At 57.5% G+C, this 22,692-nt stretch carries 19 protein-coding genes and 1 pseudogene; 15 read left to right on the top strand and 5 right to left on the bottom strand.

All coding sequences use genetic code 11. From position 1 onward, the window contains the following. Window positions 1-156: 156 nt before the first annotated feature. A complete protein-coding gene (locus ABFV38_RS14880; RefSeq protein WP_348957495.1) occupies window positions 157-867 on the bottom strand; it encodes a type 1 glutamine amidotransferase in 711 nt (236 codons plus the stop codon). 59 nt (window positions 868-926) lie between these two features. Between ABFV38_RS14880 and ABFV38_RS14875 the strand changes: the two genes are divergently transcribed. From ABFV38_RS14875 to ABFV38_RS14840, 8 genes and pseudogenes are all read left to right on the top strand, one after another. Then, window positions 927-1,724: a helix-turn-helix transcriptional regulator gene (locus ABFV38_RS14875; RefSeq protein ID WP_348957494.1), complete on the top strand. Its 798-nt coding sequence runs from the start codon at window positions 927-929 to the stop codon at window positions 1,722-1,724. A gap of 41 nt (window positions 1,725-1,765) precedes the next feature. Next, window positions 1,766-2,698: a tRNA dihydrouridine(16) synthase DusC gene (gene dusC, locus ABFV38_RS14870; protein ID WP_048028228.1), complete on the top strand. Its 933-nt coding sequence runs from the start codon at window positions 1,766-1,768 to the stop codon at window positions 2,696-2,698. Window positions 2,699-3,057: 359 nt separating this feature from the next. After that, complete coding sequence (locus tag ABFV38_RS14865; protein WP_348959427.1) at window positions 3,058-4,347, top strand: carbohydrate porin; 1,290 nt, start codon at window positions 3,058-3,060, stop codon at window positions 4,345-4,347. 166 nt (window positions 4,348-4,513) lie between these two features. Beyond that, window positions 4,514-5,347, top strand: a complete 834-nt coding sequence (gene bglG, locus ABFV38_RS14860; protein WP_348957493.1) for a transcriptional antiterminator BglG — start codon at window positions 4,514-4,516, stop codon at window positions 5,345-5,347. A gap of 29 nt (window positions 5,348-5,376) precedes the next feature. Then, window positions 5,377-7,337, top strand: a pseudogene (gene bglF, locus ABFV38_RS14855) (PTS beta-glucoside transporter subunit IIABC); the annotation flags it as partial. Window positions 7,338-7,349: 12 nt separating this feature from the next. Then, window positions 7,350-8,744, top strand: a complete 1,395-nt coding sequence (gene ascB, locus ABFV38_RS14850) for a 6-phospho-beta-glucosidase (RefSeq protein WP_045908670.1) — start codon at window positions 7,350-7,352, stop codon at window positions 8,742-8,744. A gap of 201 nt (window positions 8,745-8,945) precedes the next feature. Beyond that, window positions 8,946-10,364, top strand: a complete 1,419-nt coding sequence (gene mdtQ / locus ABFV38_RS14845) for a multidrug resistance outer membrane protein MdtQ (RefSeq protein WP_348957492.1) — start codon at window positions 8,946-8,948, stop codon at window positions 10,362-10,364. A 50-nt stretch (window positions 10,365-10,414) separates the two neighbouring features. Beyond that, window positions 10,415-11,179 carry an SDR family oxidoreductase gene (locus ABFV38_RS14840; protein ID WP_348957491.1) on the top strand — a complete coding sequence of 255 codons (765 nt, stop codon included), beginning with the start codon at window positions 10,415-10,417 and terminating at the stop codon, window positions 11,177-11,179. A gap of 88 nt (window positions 11,180-11,267) precedes the next feature. Here the strand turns inward: ABFV38_RS14840 and ABFV38_RS14835 are convergent, their stop codons facing one another. Next, window positions 11,268-11,840 carry a DedA family protein gene (locus tag ABFV38_RS14835; protein WP_008500905.1) on the bottom strand — a complete coding sequence of 191 codons (573 nt, stop codon included), beginning with the start codon at window positions 11,838-11,840 and terminating at the stop codon, window positions 11,268-11,270. Window positions 11,841-11,997: 157 nt separating this feature from the next. On the opposite strand from ABFV38_RS14835, the gene ABFV38_RS14830 reads away from it, so the two are divergent. Both ABFV38_RS14830 and pbpG read left to right on the top strand, forming a co-directional pair. Further along, the gene (locus ABFV38_RS14830; protein ID WP_023312454.1) at window positions 11,998-12,585 is read left to right on the top strand and encodes a Yip1 family protein; all 588 of its coding nucleotides are present in this window, start codon (window positions 11,998-12,000) and stop codon (window positions 12,583-12,585) included. Window positions 12,586-12,752: 167 nt separating this feature from the next. Next, on the top strand, window positions 12,753-13,676 hold the full coding sequence (gene pbpG / locus ABFV38_RS14825; RefSeq protein WP_045908667.1) for a D-alanyl-D-alanine endopeptidase: 924 nt from the start codon (window positions 12,753-12,755) through the stop codon (window positions 13,674-13,676). A 96-nt stretch (window positions 13,677-13,772) separates the two neighbouring features. On the opposite strand, the gene ABFV38_RS14820 is transcribed toward pbpG, so the two are convergent. Both ABFV38_RS14820 and dld read right to left on the bottom strand, forming a co-directional pair. Then, window positions 13,773-14,327 (bottom strand): GNAT family N-acetyltransferase, encoded by a 555-nt coding sequence (locus ABFV38_RS14820; protein ID WP_045908666.1) that lies wholly within the window; start codon window positions 14,325-14,327, stop codon window positions 13,773-13,775. A gap of 112 nt (window positions 14,328-14,439) precedes the next feature. Further along, window positions 14,440-16,188, bottom strand: coding sequence for a D-lactate dehydrogenase (dld, locus tag ABFV38_RS14815; RefSeq protein WP_262779729.1), 1,749 nt, complete (start codon window positions 16,186-16,188; stop codon window positions 14,440-14,442). 189 nt (window positions 16,189-16,377) lie between these two features. Between dld and bglX the strand changes: the two genes are divergently transcribed. The 5 genes from bglX (at window position 16,378) to ABFV38_RS14790 (ending at window position 22,574) form a co-directional block, all read left to right on the top strand. Further along, window positions 16,378-18,675: a beta-glucosidase BglX gene (bglX, locus tag ABFV38_RS14810; RefSeq protein WP_348957490.1), complete on the top strand. Its 2,298-nt coding sequence runs from the start codon at window positions 16,378-16,380 to the stop codon at window positions 18,673-18,675. A 147-nt stretch (window positions 18,676-18,822) separates the two neighbouring features. Further along, entirely contained in the window at window positions 18,823-19,740 is a 918-nt protein-coding gene (locus ABFV38_RS14805; RefSeq protein WP_348957489.1) for an ABC transporter substrate-binding protein, read from the top strand. A gap of 12 nt (window positions 19,741-19,752) precedes the next feature. Continuing rightward, window positions 19,753-20,910 carry an ABC transporter permease gene (locus ABFV38_RS14800; protein WP_348957488.1) on the top strand — a complete coding sequence of 386 codons (1,158 nt, stop codon included), beginning with the start codon at window positions 19,753-19,755 and terminating at the stop codon, window positions 20,908-20,910. Further along, window positions 20,903-21,853 (top strand): ABC transporter ATP-binding protein, encoded by a 951-nt coding sequence (locus ABFV38_RS14795; protein WP_348957487.1) that lies wholly within the window; start codon window positions 20,903-20,905, stop codon window positions 21,851-21,853. Before ABFV38_RS14800 ends, ABFV38_RS14795 begins: the two co-directional genes overlap by 8 nt. Continuing rightward, window positions 21,837-22,574 (top strand): ABC transporter permease, encoded by a 738-nt coding sequence (locus ABFV38_RS14790; protein ID WP_048028250.1) that lies wholly within the window; start codon window positions 21,837-21,839, stop codon window positions 22,572-22,574. Before ABFV38_RS14795 ends, ABFV38_RS14790 begins: the two co-directional genes overlap by 17 nt. On the opposite strand, the gene ABFV38_RS14785 is transcribed toward ABFV38_RS14790, so the two are convergent. Further along, on the bottom strand, window positions 22,549-22,662 hold the full coding sequence (locus ABFV38_RS14785; RefSeq protein ID WP_008500895.1) for a protein YohO: 114 nt from the start codon (window positions 22,660-22,662) through the stop codon (window positions 22,549-22,551). The two genes, ABFV38_RS14790 and ABFV38_RS14785, sit on opposite strands and share 26 nt — an antisense overlap. Between the last annotated feature and the right edge of the window lie 30 nt (window positions 22,663-22,692).

The raw sequence follows: 22,692 nt of genomic DNA, 5'->3' as shown, positions 1-22,692 counted from the left end.
TCATACAATTAAACCTAAAAATGTGCCACGGATCACATCATGAATTTTGAGCATACCAGACATTCCGGAATGGAACGTCCGGTATCACCTTACCGGTGCAGGCTACAGTTTAGAGGAAAGGGATTGCGCTGGCGAAACGGCGTGCCAGAGAAGGTATCAGCGACAGGCTGTCAGTTTATCGAGAAAAGAAAACAGCACCTGGTTCATTTCGCGATAATCATGCGAGCGGAGTTTTTCCGCCGTTTCGACAAAACGGAATTCACCCGCGCGGCGGAGGTCACTCTGCGAATGCTCAATCAGCAACTCTACCACCTCCGGCGTCAGCTCCATATGGCACTGGAAACCGTAAACCCGTTCGCTGTATTGCACGATCTGGCGGGGACAGCCCTCGCTGTACGCCAGAACCTTAGCCTGCGGCGTCAACCCAGGCATATCGTTATGCCAGTGACCGACGTTCAGCACGCTGCCAAAGTCCTTAAACAGCGGGTTCGCCTTGCCTGCATCTGTGAGCCTGACGGGAAATTTGCCGATCTCTTTTTCCGGGCTGTGGCAAAACGCTGCGCCCAGCGCTTCACCGATAAGCTGCGAGCCCAGACAAACGCCTATCACCGTTTTACCTGCCTCTATCGCGCGGCTGATGAGTGCCTTTTCCGCCTGCGCATCAAACCAGGGGCATTCCTCACGCGTGGTGGCGGGGGACTGCGGGCCTCCCATGATGATAAGCAGGTCTATGTTCTCCAGTTCCTCAGGTAACGAATCGCCCTGATACACTCTGGTGTAGCTCAGACTGCAGCCGCGACTTTTCCCCCAGATTTCATAGGCGCCAGGTGCCTCGAAATGTTCATGAATAATAAAATGGATGTGCATTGCGTCTCTCTCTGGTTACGTGTACAAGCAGCATCATAAGAGGGAGGGGGAAATGTGAAATGCCAACCGTTATCGATAAAACGCCAATTCACGACGATGCTATCGGATGGTCAAGAGGGGCAATTCGTTATACGCGCGGCGAAGTCGATCCGCCTCACCAGCATTCGCAGGGACAACTTTTGTTTGCCATCAAAGGGGTCATGCTGGTCGAAACCGGCAGCAAACGCTGGGTCATACCGCCACAGCGCGCGCTGTGGATCCCTCCCTTTCAGGAGCATACCTATAGCGTGTTATCCACAACGGAGCTGCGCGCGGTCTGGTTTAGCCCGGCGCTGATAGCGCAATGCGAGCCTTTTAAGCGGAAAAACGAGGTTCACGTGATTATGGCAACAGCGTTGTTCAAAGAGCTGATTGCCGGGCTGTTCAGCGCGGAATACCGGCCAGCCAGTCAGCGCAGCATGGCCGTTTTGCTGCTCGATATCCTCAGTGAAGCTCAGCAAATCTCGGCCGAATTACCGATGCCCGTGGATGGGCGCTTACATCGCATTGCCTGTGACATCATTGCCAACAATCTCTGGGATCTTTCTCTGGAAAGGCTGGCAGAAAGGGCCGCGATGTCTGAACGCACGTTTTCACGCGCGTTTATCAACGATACCGGCTTTAGCTTCCGGGCCTGGCGACAGCGTGCCAGGATTTGTGCCTCGCTGGATCTGCTCGCAAACGGATACCCGGTTAAGCAGGTGGCCTGGATGCTGGGCTTTTCCGGCCCGGCGGCATTTGCGGCGGCGTTTCGCGCCATTGTTGGGGCAACGCCGGGTGACTTTCTGCCTGAACAGAAGCGCTTCCCAGCGATATAGAGAGCGGCTACTATAGCGCGTCTTTTTTCACAGGTACTGCTATGCGTGTTTTACTGGCCCCAATGGAAGGCGTGCTCGACTCCCTCGTGCGCGAGCTTCTGACCGAGGTGAACGACTACGATCTCTGCGTGACGGAGTTCCTGCGCGTGGTCGATATGCTGTTGCCGGTAAAATCCTTCTTCCGGCTTTGCCCCGAGCTGCACAACCAGAGCCGGACCTCTTCCGGCACGCTGGTGCGTATTCAACTGCTCGGCCAGTATCCGGAATGGCTGGCGGAAAACGCCGCCCGCGCGGTTGAGCTGGGCTCTTACGGGGTAGATCTCAACTGCGGCTGTCCGTCGAAGCTGGTGAACGGCAGCGGCGGCGGAGCGACGTTGCTGAAAGATCCTGAGCTGATTTACCGCGGCGCGAAAGCCATGCGCGAGGCGGTACCCGCGCATTTGCCGGTGACGGTTAAGGTACGCCTGGGGTGGGACAGCGATGCGCGGCAGTTTGAAATCGCCGATGCGGTGCAGCAGGCCGGCGCCACCGAGCTGGTGGTGCATGGCCGTACCAAAGAAGATGGCTACAAAGCCGATCGCATTAACTGGCAGGCGATCGGTGAGATCCGCAAACGCCTCACCATTCCGGTGATCGCTAACGGCGAAATCTGGGACTACGAGAGCGCGCAGGCCTGTCTGCAGGCCACCGGCTGCGATGCGGTAATGATCGGTCGCGGCGCGCTGAATGTGCCCAACCTCAGCCGGGTGGTGAAATATAACGAACCGCGTATGCCGTGGGCAGACGTCGTCACGCTGCTGCAAAAATACAGCCGTCTGGAAAAGCAGGGCGACACCGGTTTGTATCACGTCGCGCGAATTAAGCAGTGGCTGAGTTATTTACGCAAAGAGTACGATGAAGCGCTGGGGTTATTTCAGGAGATTCGTACTTTACAGACGTCGGCTGATATTGCCCGGGTGATTCAGTCCAAATAATAAGCGTTAAATTGCTCACACTTTTTTAAAACAGAAAACAGTTCAGGTTTTCAACGTGGCGCGACGGTGTTAAGGTGCCACTGTTTTCAACGCAGGATTGTTACTGGTTAACAGGCAAAACCTAAGCGTTTCACAGCATTTTCGCTGTGGAGCGCTTAGGTTTTTTTTTGCCTGTCGTTTACGCAGGAGAGTTATTTGGCTTAGCGCTTTTACTGATTTTTTAAAAAATGAATTCTCGACAGGAAATAGAAAAATTTCCTGCGGCCGGTTACGCACTCAATACTCAATCACAGGTTGTTATTATGGCATATAAAAATAAACTCTATGCGCTCGCCTTATTGGCGATATCCCCGCTGTCGATGGCGCAAGACTGGAACGGAACGGTATTAGGGTTTGAAGCTCCGCCGGAGCCTGTGCTGGGCGAAATGCTCGGCATACGTAAAATCCTTAACGATAACGGTTTTACCTATAACCTCGGATACCTGAATGAAATTGGCTGGAACGGCGGTGGTGGATATAACCACGACTCCCATGTGGCCTATATTGACCAGTTCGCGCTGACCTTCAACCAGGATCTGGAGCGCTGGACCGGTATTCCGGACGCGCGTATCGAGGGGAACATCGTCAACCGCAACCACAATGACGATCTCACCACCAAACGCGTGCAGGACCCGCGCGTCAACTTCAACGATCTGACCCAGGAGAGCTGGGGCGGGCAGTCGATTACCCGTCTGGGCTGGCTGACCTTTGCCCGCAGCTTTGACGACCGGCGTCTGACCTGGCGCATCGGGATGATGAACAAGGTACAAACCTTCGATCAAATTATCCCCTGTGATTTCCAACTGCTGTCCCAGTGCGGCGGGAAGTCAGCCAACTCGCTGACCTGGAACAACTGGAATGTGCACACCTGGGGCACCACGCTTGCGTATAAACTCACGCCGACGCTAACCCTGAAGGGCGGCGTGATGGAGCAGAATCCGCAGGCCGCCAGCCGCAGCCATGCGTGGAGCTGGTCGACGAAGGGCAGCAAAGGGATCTTACTGCCGGTTGAAATCGAAGCGCGTCCGCTGATTAACGGCCTGCCGGGCGCGTACAACCTGGGCGTGGTGTTTACCAACGCGCCGCAAACCGATCTCTATCGCGGCAAATCCGGCGGGGCGGGCGCGACGGACCCGGACGGATTCGATACCCACAACCGGACCTGGTTTATGTACGCCGGGCTGAACCAGCAGCTTACGCAGCATCAGGATGACCCGAATCGCGGGTTGAGCACCTCGTTCAGCATGAGCCTTGCGGATCAGAGCACTAACTACATGCACCAGGTTTACGCCGCCTCGCTGCGCTACCGCGGGCTGTTTGATGCGCGACCGGAAGACTGGATTGGCTTTGGCTTAACCTGGATTGATATAAGCAGCCAGTACGCCCGCAACCAGCGTTACCTGAACAGCCTGAGCGGCATAAGCGATTATGACAATCCGGCGTATCACCCGGTGCCGGGCCATTCCCTGAACGGCGAGTTTTACTACCGTTTTCGTCCGGTGTCATGGCTTGAACTGCAGCCGGGCATTCAGTACTGGCACCATCCCGGCGGGGTCAGCCGCACCCAGGATGCCTGGGTCACCGAGCTGAAAACGGTGGTGACCTTCTGATATCACCGTAGCAAGTTCGATCCGCGTCACGTTTCTGACGCGTGACGCATTGAGGCTACGAATGAAACTGTTAGAGTGCCAGAACTGGATTGTTACTGCTTAGGCAGGCAAAACCTGATTTTCTGGCATCTGCCGGAGGTCAGGTTTTTTTGTTTCTGGGGTTCAGATGAAAATCGCCAAGATACTCAATAATAACGTGGTGGTTGTTCAGGATGAGCGCGGACGCGAACAGGTGGTGATGGGCCGTGGGCTGGCCTTTCAGAAGCGCCTCGGTGAAGCGCTGGATACCGCGTTGGTTGAAAAGGTGTTTGCGTTACAAAGCGATGAACTGGTGCGTCGGCTTGGAGAACTGCTGAGTCAAATTCCGCTGGAGGTGATGACCACCTGCGACCGCATCATCGGGCTAGCGGCGCAGCGGCTGGGCAAGCTGCAGGAGAGCTTGTATATCACCCTCACCGATCACTGCTACTTTGCGATTGAGCGGCAGAAGAACGGGTTGGCCATCAAAAACGTGCTGCTGTGGGAGATTAAACGGCTGTATCCGAAGGAGTTCGAATTAGGGCAGGAGGCGCGGGCCATTATCGCCAGACGCCTGAACGTTGAACTGGAGGAGGATGAGGCCGGTTTTATCGCCCTGCATCTGGTCACCGCGCAGCTTAACAGCGAAATGCCGGAGGTGATGCACGTGACGCGGGTGATGCAGGAGATCCTGCAACTGGTGAAGTATCAGCTGCAGCTTGAGTATGACGAAGAGTCGCTCAGCTATCAGCGTTTTGTCACCCACCTGAAGTTTTTTGCCCAGCGGATGCTCACCCGCACCGTGGTGGAAGATGACGATGTCTCGCTGCATACGGCAGTCAAAGACAACTACGCGAAGGCGTGGAAATGCGCCGAGAAAATCGCACAGCACCTGAACAAAAGCTATCAGCGTGAGCTGACAACCGAAGAAATTATGTTCCTCGCCATTCATATCGAGCGGGTGAGAAAAGAGGGGCGTTAAGCCTCAAACAGGATTGTTACTGCACTACGCAGGCAAAACCTGAGCGCGGCCTTCGTCAGAAGGCCGTTCTCGGGTTTTTTTATTTTTTGTACTCAGTCAACAGGTGCCTGCGGGCATCGGATGTAAGGAAATCGAGATGGAATACCAGGCTTTAGCGAAGGATATTCTCGGCCACGTTGGCGGAAAAGAGAACATCGTCAGTCTTGTGCACTGTGCAACCCGGCTTCGCTTCAAACTGAAAGACAATCAACGGGCGGATGCGGAAGGGCTCAAGAAAAATCCGGGCGTGATCATGGTGGTCGAAAGCGGCGGCCAGTTTCAGGTGGTGATTGGCAACCACGTTCACGACGTCTGGCAGGCTGTCCGCAATGAAGCAGGCCTTACCGATGACGCCCCTGTCGTGGAAGAGAAGGGTGAAAAGGGTAACCTGCTGGGCCGTCTGATTGACATCGTCTCCGGCATCTTTACCCCGTTTATCGGCATTCTGGCCGCGTCCGGTATTCTGAAAGGGCTGCTGGCGCTGGCCGTGGTGTGCGGCTGGCTCACGACCGGGAGCGGCACGTATAAAATCTGGTTTGCTGCCAGCGACGCGCTGTTCTTCTTCTTCCCGCTGGTGCTGGGCTATACCGCCGGGAAAAAGTTCGGCGGAAACCCATTCATTACCATGGTGATCGGCGGGGCGCTCACCCATCCAGTGATGATTGCGGCGTTCAACGCCAGCCAGCAGCCGGGCGCGGTGTCGGAAGCCTTTTTGGGCATTCCCGTCACCTGGTTCAACTACAGCTCGTCGGTGATCCCGATTATTCTCGCCGCGTGGGCGAGCTGCTGGCTGGAAAAGCAGAGCACCAGGCTGCTGCCTTCCTCGATGAAAAACTTCTTCGCGCCGCTGATCTGTCTTGCCGTGACCGTGCCGCTGACTTTCCTCGTTATCGGGCCGCTGGCGACCTGGCTGAGCCAGATGCTGGCGAACGGTTATCAGAGTATTTACGTTCTGGCACCGTGGCTGGCGGGCGCGGCGATGGGCGCGCTGTGGCAGGTCTGCGTCATTTTTGGCCTGCACTGGGGGCTGGTGCCGCTGATGATCAACAACCTGGCGGTGCTGGGGCATGACTCCATGCTGCCGATGCTCTTGCCTGCGGTGTTCGGCCAGGTGGGGGCGGCACTGGGCATTTTCCTGCGTACCCGCGATGCGCGTCAGAAAATGCTGGCCGGTTCATCCGTGACGGCAGGGTTTTTCGGTATCACCGAACCCGCAGTGTATGGCGTAAACCTGCCGCTGCGTCGTCCGTTTATTTTTGGCTGCGTGGCAGGCGCTATCGGCGGAGCGATTGTCGGCTTTAGTGACACCCACGTTTACTCTTTCGGCTTTGCCAATATCTTTACTGTCGCCCAGATGATCCCGCCGGGCGGCGTGGACGCCACGCTGTGGGGGGGCATTATCGGTACGGTGGTGGCGCTGGTGCTGAGCTGCGGCCTGACGCTGGTCGCCGGTATGCCAGGAAACACCGCGCCAGAAGGGGGGGGCATCGCGGGCGAAAACGATGTGCTATCACCGATGACCGGTACCGTTCTTGCGCTCGACCAGGTGCCGGATACCACCTTTGCCAGCGGTCTGCTGGGCAGCGGCGCCGCGATTATTCCCTCCGATAACAAAGTGGTTGCCCCGTTTGCTGGCGTGGTGGCCTCGCTGTTCCAGACCAAACACGCCATTGGCCTGCTCAGTAACAGCGGAATCGAAGTGTTGATCCATGTGGGTATCGACACCGTGAAGCTCGACGGCAAGCCGTTTACTGCCCATGTGAAGGTCGGTGACACGGTGCAACCCGGCGATCTGCTGCTGGAGTTTGACCGACAGGCGATTATCGATGCCGGATACGACCTGGCGACCCCGATTATTATCAGTAACAGCGATGAGTATCGCGACGTGGTGACCGTGGCGGCAACGTCCGTCAATGCTGGTGCGCCGTTACTCAGCGTAAGCCATCAATAACAGGAGAACGTGATGAAAACTTTCCCGGACGATTTTTTATGGGGCGGCGCGGTTGCCGCGAATCAGGTAGAGGGCGCGTATCTGGAGGAGGGGAAAGGGCTGTCCACCTCTGATGTTCAGCCGCAGGGGGTCTTCGGCCCGGTGGTTGAGCGCGTGGCGGGCGACAGCGGCATCAAGGATGTTGCCATCGACTTCTATCATCGCTATCCGGAAGACATCAAACTGTTCGCGGAGATGGGCTTTAGCTGCCTGCGCGTCTCCATTGCCTGGACCCGCATTTTTCCGAACGGCGACGAGCAGCAGCCGAACGAGGCGGGGCTGGCGTTTTACGACCGGCTGTTTGACGAGCTGGCCGCGCACAACATTACCCCGCTGGTGACGCTGTCGCATTACGAAATGCCGTGGGGGCTGGTGAAGCAGTACGGCGGATGGGGCAGCCGCCAGACTATTGGGTTCTTCGAGCGCTACGCCCGTACCGTGTTTGCGCGCTACAAAGAAAAGGTCAAGCTCTGGCTGACCTTCAACGAGATCAATATGTCTCTGCACGCGCCGATGACTGGCGTGGGCCTGCCGGAAACCAGCAGCAAAGGCGAAGTGTATCAGGCGATCCACCATCAGCTGGTGGCCAGCGCACTGGCGGTGAAGGCCTGCCATGAGATCGTTCCTGATGGCAGAATTGGCAATATGCTGCTGGGCGGTCTGATGTATCCGCTGACCTGCAAGCCGGAAGATGTTCTGGAAACACTGCAGGAAAACCGCGCCTGGCAATTCTTTGGTGACGTACAGTGTCGCGGTGCCTACCCGGGGTATATGCAGCGCTTCTTCCGCGACAACGGTATTCAGCTTGAGGTCACGGACGCCGACCGCGAGGCGCTGAAATCGACCGTCGATTTTATCTCCTTCAGCTACTACATGACGGGTTGCGTCACCGCGGACGACGCCCTCAACCAGCAGGCGCGCGGCAACATCCTGAGCATGGTGCCAAACCCGCACCTGGCCAGTTCCGAATGGGGCTGGCAGATTGACCCCATCGGCCTGCGTACCCTGCTAAACGTGCTCTGGGATCGCTATCAGAAGCCGCTGTTTATCGTGGAAAATGGTCTGGGAGCAAAGGATAAACCGGATGCGGACGGCACGGTGCAGGATGACTACCGCATCAGCTACCTTAACGACCATCTGGTGCAGGTGCGTGAAGCGATCGAAGACGGCGTTGAGGTGATGGGCTATACCAGCTGGGGCCCAATCGACCTGGTGAGCGCATCAAAAGCTGAACTCTCTAAGCGTTACGGCTTTATTTACGTCGATCGCGATGACAGTGGAAAAGGTACGCTGGCGCGCAGCCGCAAGAAAAGCTTTTACTGGTATAAAGAGGTTATTGCGACAAAAGGCGCGTCGCTGAAAGTTTAATAACGCGATCAACCTGACAGAGGACGTTCACGCTGTCGGGTTGATTATTTTTTATTTGTATAATTAAATTTAAATAATAATTTCGGTGAATACTTTTCCGTATATTTAAATCTATGACAATGTACGCTTTGCCACGCATTACTAAAAAAACAAACAGAATCAAGCGTAATTTGCGCCTTTATTTTTTGAGTATATGGCGTAATGAAACGTTCTTTTATTTTATCTCTGAGTGTTCCCTTTGCATTTATTCTGGCTGCCTGCGCGCCTGAACATGCCACGGTATCTCCCATTAAAACGCAAACCACGGCGGCGTCGGTAAAGACGGTTCTGGCTCATCAGGACTGGCCGAAAAATGAGTGGTGGAAAGCATATAACGATCCCGAACTTAATTCGCTGATTGCGAAAGCATTAAGCGATGCGCCGGATATGCAGATTGCCCTTCAGCGCATTACGCTCGCTGAAGCCCAGGCCAAAGCGGTTATGGCTGCCGACGGTCCGCAGATCGATTTTTCAGCGGATGCTGAACGCCAGAAAATGTCCGCCGAAGGGCTGATGGGGCCCTTTGCCATTACCGACCCGGCGGCAGGGACAACCGGGCCGTGGTACACCAACGGCACCTTTGGCCTGACCGCTGGCTGGGATCTCGATCTGTGGGGAAAAAATCGTGCGCAGGTCGAAGCCCGGATAGGCAAAGTGAATGCGCAAAAAGCGGAGCTGGAGCAGACCCGTCAGCTGCTGGCCAGCAGCGTGGCGCGGCTTTACTGGGAATGGCAAACGCAGGCCGCCGTGGGGGAGGTCCTCGCGCAGATCAAACATGAGCAGGACAATATTATCGGCGCCGACCGCGAGCTGTATCAACACGGCATCACCTCCTCCGTGGAGGGCGTCGAAACGGACATCAACGCCAGCAAAACCGAAGAGCAGCTGGCCGGGGTCAACGGAAAGATGAAAGCCATAGAGGCGCGCCTGGTCGCGCTGACCAACGCCCCCTCCGTGAAGCTGACGCGGCACGCCCTGCCGACGGTGGAAGCCTCGTTACCGTCGACGCTCGGCTATGAACTGCTGGCACGCCGCCCGGATCTTCAGGAGGCGCACTGGTATATCGACGCCTCCATGAGCGAGGTGGAGGCCGCCAGAGCAGCGTTCTATCCTGACGTGAACCTGATGGCGTTCTTACAGCAGGATGCCCTCCACCTGAGCGATCTGTTCCGTTCATCCGCGCAGCAGATGGGCGTGACCGCCGGGTTGACGCTGCCAATTTTTGACAGCGGCAGGCTTAACGCCAGCCTGGATATCGCCCAGGCGCAGAACAATCTCTCGGTTGCCAACTACAACAAAGCGGTAGTGGAGGCCGTCAATCAGGTGGCACGCACGGCCAGCGAAGTCGAAACGCTAATGGCGAAGAACAGCCATCAGCAGCAGGTTGAAAAAGATGCGGCACGGGTCGTGGCGCTGGCTCAGGCGCGTTTCAGCGCGGGGATTATTGCGGGCTCCCGGGTCAGTGAAGCCAGAATACCGGCCCTCAAAGAGCACCTCGAAGGCGTGCTGCTGAAGGGGCAATATGTCGACGCTACCCTGCAGCTGACCTCGGCGCTGGGCGGCGGCTATCATCATGGCTAAAAAAGGCCATTATCTATACTTACCTCTTTGCAGTTTTTCAGGAGGTGAGTATGACCAGAGTAGCGATTGTGACCGCATCGGATTCCGGGATTGGGAAAACCACGGCCCTGATGCTGGCTGAGCGCGGATTTGATATTGGCGTCACCTGGCACTCGGATGAGAAAGGGGCGCTGGAAACCTGCCACGAAGTCGAAGCGCAGGGGCAGCGTGCGGAAGCTATCCATCTTGATTTAAGCACGCTGCCGGCAGGCGCTGAGGCCATTGAAACGCTGATTGCGCGTTTTGGTCGGCTGGACGTGCTGGTTAATAATGCAGGGGCGATGACCAAAGCGCCGTTCCTCGAGATGCCGTTTGACGACTGGCGAAACATTTTCACCGTCGACGTGGACGGGGCGTTTCTCTGTTCACAGATAGCCGCAAGGCAGATGGTGAAGCAGGGGGAAGGGGGGCGGATTGTGAACATCACCTCGGTACATGAACACACGCCCCTGCCGGAGGCCAGCGCCTACACGGCGGCGAAACACGCGCTCGGCGGGTTAACCAAATCCATGGCGATGGAGCTGGTTAAGCACAATATTCTGGTGAACGCCGTCGCGCCGGGTGCCATTGCCACGCCGATGAACGACATGGACGACAGCGAAGTGAAGGAAGGCTCAATGCCGGAAATCCCGCTGGCAAGGCCGGGCCACACGAAAGAGATTGCCAGCCTGGTGGCGTGGCTGTGTGACAGCGATGCCAGCTATACAACAGGGCAATCGTTTATCGTCGACGGGGGCTTTATGCTGGCGAACCCGCAGTTTAAGCCGGAGGGATAGTAACCTTTCTCCCTCTCCCTGAGGCTGAGGGTGTTTCTAGTTCCCTCTCCCTGTGGGAGAGGGTTAGGGTGAGGGCATCAGGCCGCACTCACTCCTCATCCCGCGTCTTTTCCCGGTGCTTCAGCCACAGTCGAACCGCAATCACCGCCACGACCACCAGAATCAACCACGCCCAATGCTTCAGGTGCTGGTCGAGATTATGCAGCCAGGGCGCAATCACTTCGCCCCCTACATAACCGAGCGTCGTAAAGATCAGCGCCCAGGCAATCGCGCCCACAATATTGAGCGGCAGAAAAATTTTGGGCGGCAGATGGCTGGCGCCAATCAGTATCGGCCCGATAATGCGAAAGCCATACATAAAGCGCGTGCCAATGACGAACAGATAGGGATGACGTTGAATGAGCCGCTGAGCGCGGCGGATTTTCTTCTGATGCTTTGCGAAACGCTTAAGCAGCGTTGGCCCAAAGCGCAGCCCCAGAAAGTAGAGCAGCTGATCGCCTATCATCCCGCCCAGCGCGACCGCGGCAACAACCAGCGGGAATTTCAGTAACCCCTGATGCGCGGCGACGCCCCCTAACAGCGTGATGGTTTCACCTTCTGCCACGCTACCGATCACCAGCGCGGCATATCCATATTGCTCAATGAGTGCGTTAATATCCATTACGTAACTGTTATCTCCCTCAGCGTGCCTCGTTTAATCATATACCCCATGAATCAACAGCGGGGAAATCAACGGAAATTTCCCACTGTACATAAAATAATCTAAAGCCTGCATTATACTTTAGGTATCGCTGACGGGCCGACAACAAGGGGGCGCTATGAACCATGTCTGGGGACTTTTCTCCCATCCCGATCGTGAAATGCATGTCATTAAAAGTGAGAACGAAACGGTCTCGCATCATTACACGCACCACGTGCTGCTGATGGCTGCGGTGCCGGTAATATGCGCTTTTATCGGAACGACACAAATCGGCTGGAACTTCGGTGACGGCACCGTGGTTCAGCTTTCCTGGTTTACCGGACTCTATCTGGCCATCGTCTTTTATGGCCTGATGCTGGCGGGTGTGGCGGTCATGGGGCGGGTCATTCACTGGATGGCGCGTAACTATCCGCAACGTCCATCGCTGGCGCACTGTATGGTCTTTGCCGGGTATGTCGCGACTCCGCTGTTCTTAAGCGGTATTGTTGCGCTCTATCCACTGGTCTGGCTGTGCGCGCTGATCGGTACTATTGCCCTCTTTTACACCGGTTATCTGCTGTATCTGGGGGTTCCAACCTTCCTGAATATCAATAAAGAAGAGGGCCTGAGCTTCTCCAGTTCAACGCTTGCCATCGGGGTGCTGGTGCTGGAGGCGCTACTGGCGCTGACGGTAATTCTTTGGGGTTATGGATACCGTCTCTTCTAAACGCACTGCATTGCTGGCGTAAATGCCAGCAATGCAGCATCTGTTCACGATTATCCTCTGGCGACAACGCCCGCTGACGGCTATGATGCCGAAGCCAGCCTGAGTTTATCCGTCGACCCAGGCGGTGTACGTTATGACGTGCGTGAATAATTATCAGAAGTCTCACCATGCTGAAATTCCGAGTCTCTTTACTTAGCCTGGCGCTGTTGCTGGGTGCGTCCGCTGCCGTGCCGGCCGTCGCCAAAACGCCCGCGGTGACTGCTACCGCCGCTCAGCCGCAAATTGCTTCCGGCAGCGCGATGATTGTCGATCTCAACACCAATAAGGTGATTTACGCCAGCCATCCGGATCTTGTGCGACCGATCGCCTCAATTACCAAATTAATGACCGCGATGGTGGTGCTTGATGCCCATCTGCCGCTGGACGAAAAACTGAAAGTGGATATCAGCCACACGCCGGAGATGAAGGGGATCTACTCCCGCGTGCGCCTGAACAGTGAGATCAGCCGTAAGAATATGCTGCTGCTGGCGCTGATGTCGTCTGAAAACCGCGCGGCGGCGAGCCTGGCGCACCACTATCCGGGCGGCTACGACGCCTTTATCCGCGCGATGAACGCCAAAGCCAAAGCGCTGGGGATGAACAATACGCACTATGTTGAACCGACGGGGCTGTCGATCAACAACGTCTCCACGGCGCGCGATCTGACGAAACTGCTGATTGCCAGCAAACAGTATCCGCTGATTGGCCAGCTCAGTACCACCCGTGAAGAGATGGCGACCTTTGCGAACCCAGCCTATACGCTGCCGTTCCGCAATACTAACCATCTGGTTTACCGGGATAACTGGAATATTCAGCTAACCAAAACCGGCTTTACCAACGCGGCTGGACACTGTCTGGTGATGCGCACCGTGTTTAACGGTAAGCCGGTGGCGCTGGTGGTGATGGATGCCTTCGGCAAATACACGCACTTCGCGGATGCGAGCCGCCTGCGTACCTGGATTGAAACAGGAAAAGTTCAGCCTGTCCCGGCCGCGGCATTGACGTATAAAAAGCAGAAAGCCGAGCAGATGGCGACGGCGCAGAACGATTAGGTAAAAGCAAAACGGTAACGCATGTTACCGTTTTTTATGTTTTCTCCCTCTCCCTGTGGGAGAGGGCCGGGGTGAGGGCACCAGACCGCACTGCGTTTATTCCGGCAGCGTCCAGTCACCGTCGTTGAGCGGGCGCTGCATAATCACCGTATCCCGCCAGTCTCCTTTCTTATAGCCTACGCTGCGCAGTTGACCGACAATCACGAAACCATGTTTTTTATGCAGGCGTAACGAACCGGCGTTGTTATTGCCATCTCCCACTACGGCAATCATCTGCCGCCACGGTCCTTGCTCGCAGCGTTCAATCAGCGCATCCATCAGTGCCGTGCCAAAACCGCGCCCGGTGATGCTGGCATCCACGTAAATCGACTCTTCCAGGGTATAGCGGTAGGCGTGTCGCGGTCGGTAAGGGGTGGCATAGCAGTAGCCCACCACAATGCCGCGGTACAGCGCGATAAGCCACGGTAAACCGTTCTCAGTCACGCTTTTCATACGTTGGCGCATTTCGTCAATGGTTGGGGGGACTTCTTCAAATGACGCACGCCCGTGAAGTACATGCCAGGCATAGATCGCGGCAATGGCATGCACATCATCGGGAAGGGCGTCGCGCACTTCCAGCTCGGTCTCGGATAAAACATCAATAGCCGACATGATGTGCCTGCTCCTCGTTATCGAATGCCGGAGAAACGTTTCTCCGGCGATGAGCAGTTACTCTATTACGATTAAGGAGCGCTTAACAATCTCTCAAATTTGGCTGTAGGAATTAATCAGACGCTTGCGTTATGCGCTGCTCCGCGTCTGCACTCTCTTTCCAGTATTTCTTCCGCGTTGTTTTACCGATGCCGGGATTCATGCTGTTTGTAGGGTCATTCTCGCGATAAAACTGCTTAAGTGCGTCCGGGGCTTTATAAAGATGTCCGACGTTGTGTTCCGCAGGATATTGTGCGCCACGTTCACGCAAAAGGGCGAGCATCTGCTCCTTCAGTTCGTGTGCATCGACCCCTTTTTTGACGATGTAATCCTGATGGAAGACATAGCACATAAAGTGGCCGTAATAGAGCTTATGCACCAGCTTGCTGTCGATTTCCGGCGGCAGGTGTTCAAACCACTCGGTGTCGTTACGCCGCAGGGCGATATCCAGCGCCAGAATGTCTTCCACCTCTTCGGAATGCACCGCCTGATATCGGATGGCGGCACCAGCGGCGGCAAAGCGGTGCAGAAACGCTTTGCTGCCCTCTTCAGGCGTACAGGCAAAGAAATCCCCTTCGGCGGTTTTGAAGAACTCGGTCAGCCAGGCCTGCGCTTCGGCGATCCCGTCTCCGGCCATTTTCAGCAGCAGGTGATGCTCGTACTTGTCGCGCCAGGTTTTCATTCTCTCCGGTAAATGCGCCGGGAAAACGTTGCCCAGCTTCTGCATAAAGCGGTCGGTGAAGTGGGGTTTGAACAGCGACACTTTCTCCAGCATCGCGTCGGTACGGCCCTTCATGGTGAAGAAGAACGGCATTTTGTCGGTGCCGAGCTTGTCGATCATCAGGAACGTGTCTTTGCCGTAGCGCTCGGCGATGTCGTAAATGTCCCGGTGCATGTACTCGCCCGCCACCGGCAGATGAGTGAATTCGCCCAGAATATGACGGCGGATCTCCGTCAGAACCTCAGGCTGGTTGGTGCCGATGTAAAATACCTGCTGCTTTTTCTCTGCCGGGAACGTGTCGAGACGTACCGCAAAAACGGCCAGCTTGCCCGCGCAGCCGGAGGATTCAAACAGGCGATCCGGGTCGGCGTTATAGCGCGCCGGGGTGTCAGCGTTGATATCCCGCACCCGGGTCACGTAGTCATGGTCGTGCGCATGGCGGCCGTCGTGCTGAACGTCTTCGTCCTTCACGCGATCGTCGTCGAGCTTGCTGAGGATCTGCTCCGGCGTCACGCCGAGATCGATTCCCAGATGGTTCACCAGCGTCAGCTTGCCGTTTTCGTCAATACGGGCAAACAGCGACATCTCGGTGTAGGCGGGGCCGCGCTGTACCAGCGAGCCGCCGGAGTTATTGCAGATCCCACCGACCACCGAGGCGCCAATGCAGGAGGAACCGATCACCGAGTGCGGTTCGCGGCCCAGCGGCTTAAGCGCTTTCTCGAGGGAGTAGAGCGTGGTGCCGGGGAACGCGAGCACCTGCTCGCCTTTATCCAGCAGGTGCAGCTTGTCGAGGCGCAGGGTGCTGATAATCACGATGTCACGATCGTAATCGTTGCCGTTCGGCGTGGAGCCTTCGGTCAGGCCGGTGTTAGCCGCCTGCATTAAAATAATCTTGTCGGCGGCGACGCAGGCGCTCAGGACGCGCCACAGCTCCAGCAGCGTGCCGGGGAAAACCACCGCCAGCGCCTCGCCCTGACCGGAGCGGAAGCCTTTGCGGTAGCGGGCGGTTTTAGCCGGGTCGGTAAGCAGGTGAGAGGAGCCAACCAGGCGCGACAGTTCGTTAATAAATGTTTTGTTATCGTCAGTTCGAACAGAAGACATCTTCCACTCCTTGTGGTGGGGCAAATTTCTCGCTGTAAAGCATAGCGCGATTAACTGTTAAGCGGTCGAGTATTCACGAGAAAAATCAGAGAATAACCCTGCAACGATCGGAGGGTTTGTGGCACACTGCGCTTTTCGCACGGTATGGCCGAGATCGTCCGGCGGTTATTGATGAGAGAGTAAAACGACATGAAATGGCTATGTTCTGTAGGTGTCGCCGTCAGCCTGGCGCTGCAACCTGCGCTGGCAGAGGATTTGTTTGGCAATCACCCGCTCACGCCTGAAGCGCGGGATGCGTTTGTCACGGAATTGCTCAAGAAAATGACGGTCGATGAGAAAATCGGCCAGCTGCGTCTGATCAGCGTCGGCCCGGATAACCCGAAAGAGGCCATCCGCGAGATGATCAAAGACGGGCAGGTAGGGGCCATCTTTAATACCGTCACCCGCCAGGATATCCGCAAGATGCAGGACCAGGTGATGGATCTCAGCCGCCTGAAAATTCCGCTGTTCTTTGCCTATGACGTGGTGCACGGCCAGCGTACCGTCTTCCCCATCAGCCTCGGCTTAGCCTCCTCCTTTAACCTCGACGCGGTGAAAACCGTCGGGCGCGTGTCGGCTTATGAAGCGGCGGACGACGGCCTGAACATGACCTGGGCACCCATGGTGGACGTCTCGCGCGATCCGCGCTGGGGCCGCGGCTCGGAAGGCTTTGGTGAAGATACGTATTTAACCTCCACGATGGGTAAAACCATGGTGGAAGCGATGCAGGGCAAAAGCCCGGCGGACCGCTACTCGGTGATGACCAGCGTCAAACACTTCGCGGCCTACGGCGCGGTGGAGGGCGGTAAAGAGTACAACACCGTCGACATGAGCCCGCAGCGCCTGTTCAACGACTACATGCCGCCGTACAAGGCCGGTCTGGATGCGGGCAGCGGCGCGGTGATGGTGGCGCTGAACTCGCTGAACGGCACGCCTGCGACCTCTGATTCCTGGCTGCTGAAAGACGTGCTGCGCGACCAGTGGGGCTTTAAGGGCATCACCGTTTCCGACCACGGCGCGATTAAAGAGCTGATCAAACACGGTACCGCTTCCGACCCGGAAGACGCGGTGCGCGTCGCGCTCAAGTCCGGCATCAACATGAGCATGAGCGACGAGTATTACAGCAAGTACCTGCCGGGGCTGGTGAAGAGCGGCAAGGTGACGATGGCGGAGCTGGACGATGCCACCCGTCACGTGCTGAACGTGAAATACGACATGGGGCTGTTTAACGATCCGTACAGCCACCTGGGTCCGAAAGAGTCTGACCCGGCAGATACCAATGCAGAAAGCCGCCTGCACCGCAAAGAAGCGCGTGACGTGGCGCGCGAAAGCCTGGTGCTGCTGAAAAACCGCCTCGACACGCTGCCGCTGAAAAAATCCGGCACCATTGCCGTGGTGGGGCCGCTGGCCGACAGCAAGCGCGACGTGATGGGCAGCTGGTCTGCCGCGGGCGTGGCTGACCAGTCCGTGACCGTGCTGACCGGTATCAAGAGTGCCGTCGGTGAAAACGCCAAAGTGGTTTACGCCAAAGGGGCGAACGTCACCAACGATAAAGACATCGTGACCTTCCTCAACCAGTATGAGGAAGCGGTGAAGGTCGATCCGCGCACGCCGAAGGAGATGATTGACGAGGCGGTGAACGCCGCGAAGCAGTCTGACGTCGTTGTCGCGGTCGTGGGGGAAGCGCAGGGTATGGCGCACGAGGCCTCCAGCCGGACCGATATCACCATTCCGCAGAGCCAGCGCGATCTGATCGCCGCCCTGAAAGCCACCGGCAAGCCGTTGGTGCTGGTGCTGATGAACGGTCGTCCGCTGGCGCTGGTGAAAGAAGACCAGCAGGCTGACGCCATCCTGGAAACCTGGTTCGCCGGTACCGAAGGCGGTAACGCCATCGCCGACGTGCTGTTTGGCGATTACAACCCGTCGGGCAAGCTGCCGATGTCCTTCCCGCGCTCCGTCGGGCAGATCCCGGTCTACTACAGCCACCTGAACACCGGTCGCCCGTACAACGCCGACAAGCCGAACAAATACACGTCTCGTTACTTCGACGAAGCGAACGGCCCGCTGTATCCGTTTGGTTACGGCCTGAGCTACACCACCTTCAAGGTTTCTGACGTCAAAATGTCGTCGCCGAGCCTGAAGCGTGACGGCAACGTCACCGCCAGTGTTGAGGTAACCAACACCGGCAAGCGCGAAGGGGAAACGGTGATTCAGATGTACGTTCAGGATGTCACCGCGTCGATGAGCCGTCCGGTGAAACAGCTGCGCGGTTTTGAGAAGGTCAACCTGAAGCCGGGGGAAACCAAAACCATCAGCTTCCCGATCGACGTGGATGCGCTGAAGTTCTGGAACCAGCAGATGAAATATGATGCGGAACCGGGCAAATTTAACGTCTTTATCGGCGTGGACTCCGCCCGCGTGAATAAAGGCGAGTTCGAGCTGCTGTAACCTTTCCCTCCTTTGCCTCCCCCCGTCCTGCGGGGGAGGCGTCTTACCTTATGCTAAAAAGGCATTTTGACGGTTAATTCCGCCGTTTTAAGCTACGCTTTTCTCTCAAGCCTCTGAAAAAGGCAGCAAAAAAATGAGGATAGCGGAATGACGATTACAAAGGGGATGTTGGGATCCGCGGTGTTACTGGCGGCGCTGAGCCTGCCGTTACAGGCGGCGGAGCCGGTAAAGGTGGGCTCAAAGATCGATACCGAAGGCGCGCTGCTCGGCAATATTATTTTGCAGGTGCTGGAAAGTCACGGCGTGAAAACGGTCAATAAAGTCCAGCTCGGCACTACGCCTGTTGTGCGCGGCGCAATTACCTCCGGCGAGCTGGATATCTACCCGGAATACACCGGCAACGGCGCATTCTTCTTCAAAGATGAAAACGATCCGGCCTGGAAAAACGCCAAAGCCGGGTATGAGAAAGTCAAAAAACTCGACGCGGAACAGAACAAACTGGTCTGGCTGACCCCGGCGCCGGCCAACAATACCTGGACTATCGCCGTGCGCAAGGACGTGGCGGAGAAAGGGAAGCTGACCACCCTGGCGGATCTCAGCCGCTACCTGAAAGAGAAGGGCGACTTTAAGCTGGCGGCGTCCGCGGAGTTTATCGAGCGTCCTGATGCGCTCCCGGCGTTCGAAAAAGCCTACGACTTCAAGCTCGACCAGGCTCAGCTGCTCTCGCTGGCGGGCGGGGATACCGCGGTGACCATCAAAGCGGCGGCACAGCAAACCTCTGGTGTTAACGCGGCAATGGCCTACGGCACCGACGGCCCGGTGGCGGCGCTTGGCCTGCAAACCCTGACCGATCCAAAAGGCGTACAGCCGATTTACGCGCCGACCCCGGTGGTGCGCGAGGCTGTGCTAAAAGCGTACCCGGACATTGCAGAATGGCTCAAACCGGCCTTCGAAAAGCTGGATGAAAAAACGCTGCAGCAGCTGAATGCCAGCATTGCCGTCGAGGGACTGGATGCCAAAAAAGTGGCCGCCGACTTCCTGAAGCAACAAGGGCTTGTGAAGTAACGGGAAAAGGCTGTGCCAATAAAATGTCATAACCGCGTCCTGCTGCTGCTGGCCTGTGTGGCCATCGCAGCGGTCGCGTTACCGTTTGTCAATGTTTCCCCAAACCGCCTGATGTCGGGGGAGGGCAAAGCACTCTGGCAGGTCTGGTCGTTTACGCCGGGGTGGCTTGTGGCGTCGCTGGGCGCGTGGGTGATCCTGTCGCTCTGGCAGGGACGCCCGGCGCAGTGGCTGACGCTGTTCCTCTCTGAAGGGTTGTTTATCCTCCTGTTCTGGAGCGCCGGGCTGGCGGCGACGCATATGGCCTCGGCGGAAAGTCCGCTGGCGAGAACCACTATCGGCAGCGGCCTGTGGCTGTGGCTGGCGCTCTGCCTGCTGGCCTGCAGCGATGCCATTCGTCGACTCATCGCCAGTGCCGTCTGGCGCTGGGTGCTCAATGTGCAGATATGGTGTATTCCTTTACTCCTGCTGTTCAACGGGGAACTGAACAACCTCTCGCTGTTAAAAGAGTACGCCAATCGTCAGGAGGTGTTTGATGATGCCCTCGCGCAGCACCTGACGATCCTCTTCGGTACGCTCGTTCCGGCGCTTCTGGTTGGGATCCCTCTTGGCATGTGGTGCTATCGCCATCCTTCACGCCAGGGCGGGGTTTTTGCCGTGCTCAACGTTATCCAGACCATTCCTTCCGTTGCGCTGTTTGGCCTGCTGATTGCGCCGCTGGCCGGGCTGGTGAAGTCATTCCCGGTGCTCGGAACGCTCGGTGTTGCCGGGACGGGGCTAACGCCCGCCCTTATCGCGCTGGTGCTGTATGCCCTGCTGCCGCTGGTGCGCGGCGTGGTCGCAGGTTTAGGCCAGGTCGCACCTGACGTGCTGGAAAGCGCCCATGCGATGGGAATGAGCGCGCGGCAGTGTTTCTGGAAAATTCAGCTCCCGCTGGCGCTGCCCCTGCTGCTGCGTAGCCTGCGGGTGGTGGCGGTCCAGACCGTTGGCATGGCGGTGATTGCGGCGCTGATTGGCGCGGGTGGTTTTGGCGCACTGGTGTTCCAGGGGCTGCTGAGCAGTGCTCTGGATCTGGTGTTATTGGGCGTGGTGCCCACCATTGCGCTGGCGGTGGTCGTCGACGCACTGTTTGCCTTATGGCTCGCGCTGCTCGGGAGAAGAGCCAATGATTGAATTTCATGATGTCAGTAAAATCTTTGCCGGTCGCCCGGCGGCGAGCCACCTGAACCTGAACTTTGCCGAGGGGGCGTTTTCCGTGCTGATAGGCACCTCGGGGTCGGGCAAGTCCACCACGCTGAAGATGATCAACCGGCTGGTTGAGCATGACAGCGGGCTGATTCGCTTTGCCGGGGAAGAGATCCGCAGCCTGCCGGTGCTGGAGCTGCGCCGTCGGATGGGCTATGCCATACAGTCTATCGGCCTGTTTCCGCACTGGACGGTGGCGCTGAACATCGCCACCGTGCTGCAGCTGGAAAAATGGTCGCGGGCGAAAATCGCCGATCGTGTTGATGAGCTGATGTCTCTGCTGGGGTTAGAGCCCGCGCTGCGCGATCGCTATCCGCATCAGCTTTCCGGCGGGCAGCAGCAGCGCGTGGGCGTGGCGCGCGCGCTGGCGGCCAACCCGCAGGTACTGCTGATGGACGAACCCTTCGGCGCGCTGGACCCGGTTACGCGCGGGGCGCTGCAGGCGGAGATGACCCGTATTCACCGCATTCTCGGACGCACGATCGTACTCGTGACGCACGATATTGATGAAGCCCTGCGCCTGGCTGACCATCTGGTGCTGATGGATCATGGCGAAGTGGTGCAGCAGGGCTCGCCGCTTGAGCTATTAACCTGGCCGAAGAACGACTTTGTGCGCGAGTTTTTTGGCCGCAGCGAACTGGGCGTCAGGCTGCTCTCCCTGCGAACGGTCAGCGACTATATGCGTCGGGATGCGGTGTCGGTGAGCGGCGAACCGCTGCAGGCGCAGATGAGCCTGCGGGATGCGCTCTCCGCGTTTGTCGCGCGCCAGTGCGAGGTATTGCCCGTTGCGGATGCCCGGGGCGCGCCGTGCGGAACCTTACACTTTCGCGATCTGCTGGCCGGGGAGGTGACGCGTGAAGGCACTGCGTGATCCGCTTCTCTGGCTGGTAGCGCTCTTTGTCGCTTTGCTGTTTCTGATGCCCCACAGCGCGGCGCTGTTTAACAGCCTCTTTCCCGGACTGCCTCGGCCGGTGTATCAGCAGGAGAGCTTCATTAATCTCGCCCTGGCGCATCTCTGGCTGGTGGCGCTCTCAAGCGCCATCGCGGTTGTGCTGGGCGTGGGGGCGGGCATCGCAGTCACGCGGCCTGCGGGCCGGGAGTTTCGTCCGCTGGTGGAGACGATTGCGGCCATCGGACAGACGTTTCCGCCCGTGGCGGTGCTGGCGATAGCGGTTCCGGTGATGGGCTTTGGCCAACAGCCTGCCATCATTGCGCTGATATTATACGGCGTACTGCCGGTTCTGCAGGGCACGCTGGCGGGCATCGCGGCGGTACCTGCGTCCGTGCTGAGCGTGGCGGAAGGGGTGGGGATGAGTCGCGGCCAGCGGCTGCGTAAGGTTGAACTGCCGCTTGCGGCACCGGTTATCATTGCCGGGATCCGCACGTCGGTCATCATTAACATCGGGACGGCGACCATTGCGTCGACGGTCGGTGCTAATACGCTGGGAACGCCGATCATTATCGGCTTAAGCGGGTTTAATACGGCTTATATTGTGCAGGGAGCGGTGCTGGTCGCGCTGGCGGCAATCGTCGTCGATCGCGCTTTTGAGCGGCTGGCGCTGTACCTCAGCCGACACCGCCGCGAACAATAAACGAGTACCCTGCCAGCATTACGCCACCGATGCCGCTTACGGCCATCAGGACAAAAAGGGTAATAATGGCCAGTTTGGTTGCCTTCATCATGTGCTCCTGTTGTTAACGGAACAATTA

The organism is Enterobacter cloacae complex sp. Mu1197 (assembly GCF_040059225.1).
GTDB classification, from domain to species: domain Bacteria; phylum Pseudomonadota; class Gammaproteobacteria; order Enterobacterales; family Enterobacteriaceae; genus Enterobacter; species Enterobacter quasiroggenkampii.
The sequence above is the reverse complement of the archived record's forward strand: the minus strand, read 5'-3'. Positions and strand labels throughout refer to the sequence as shown.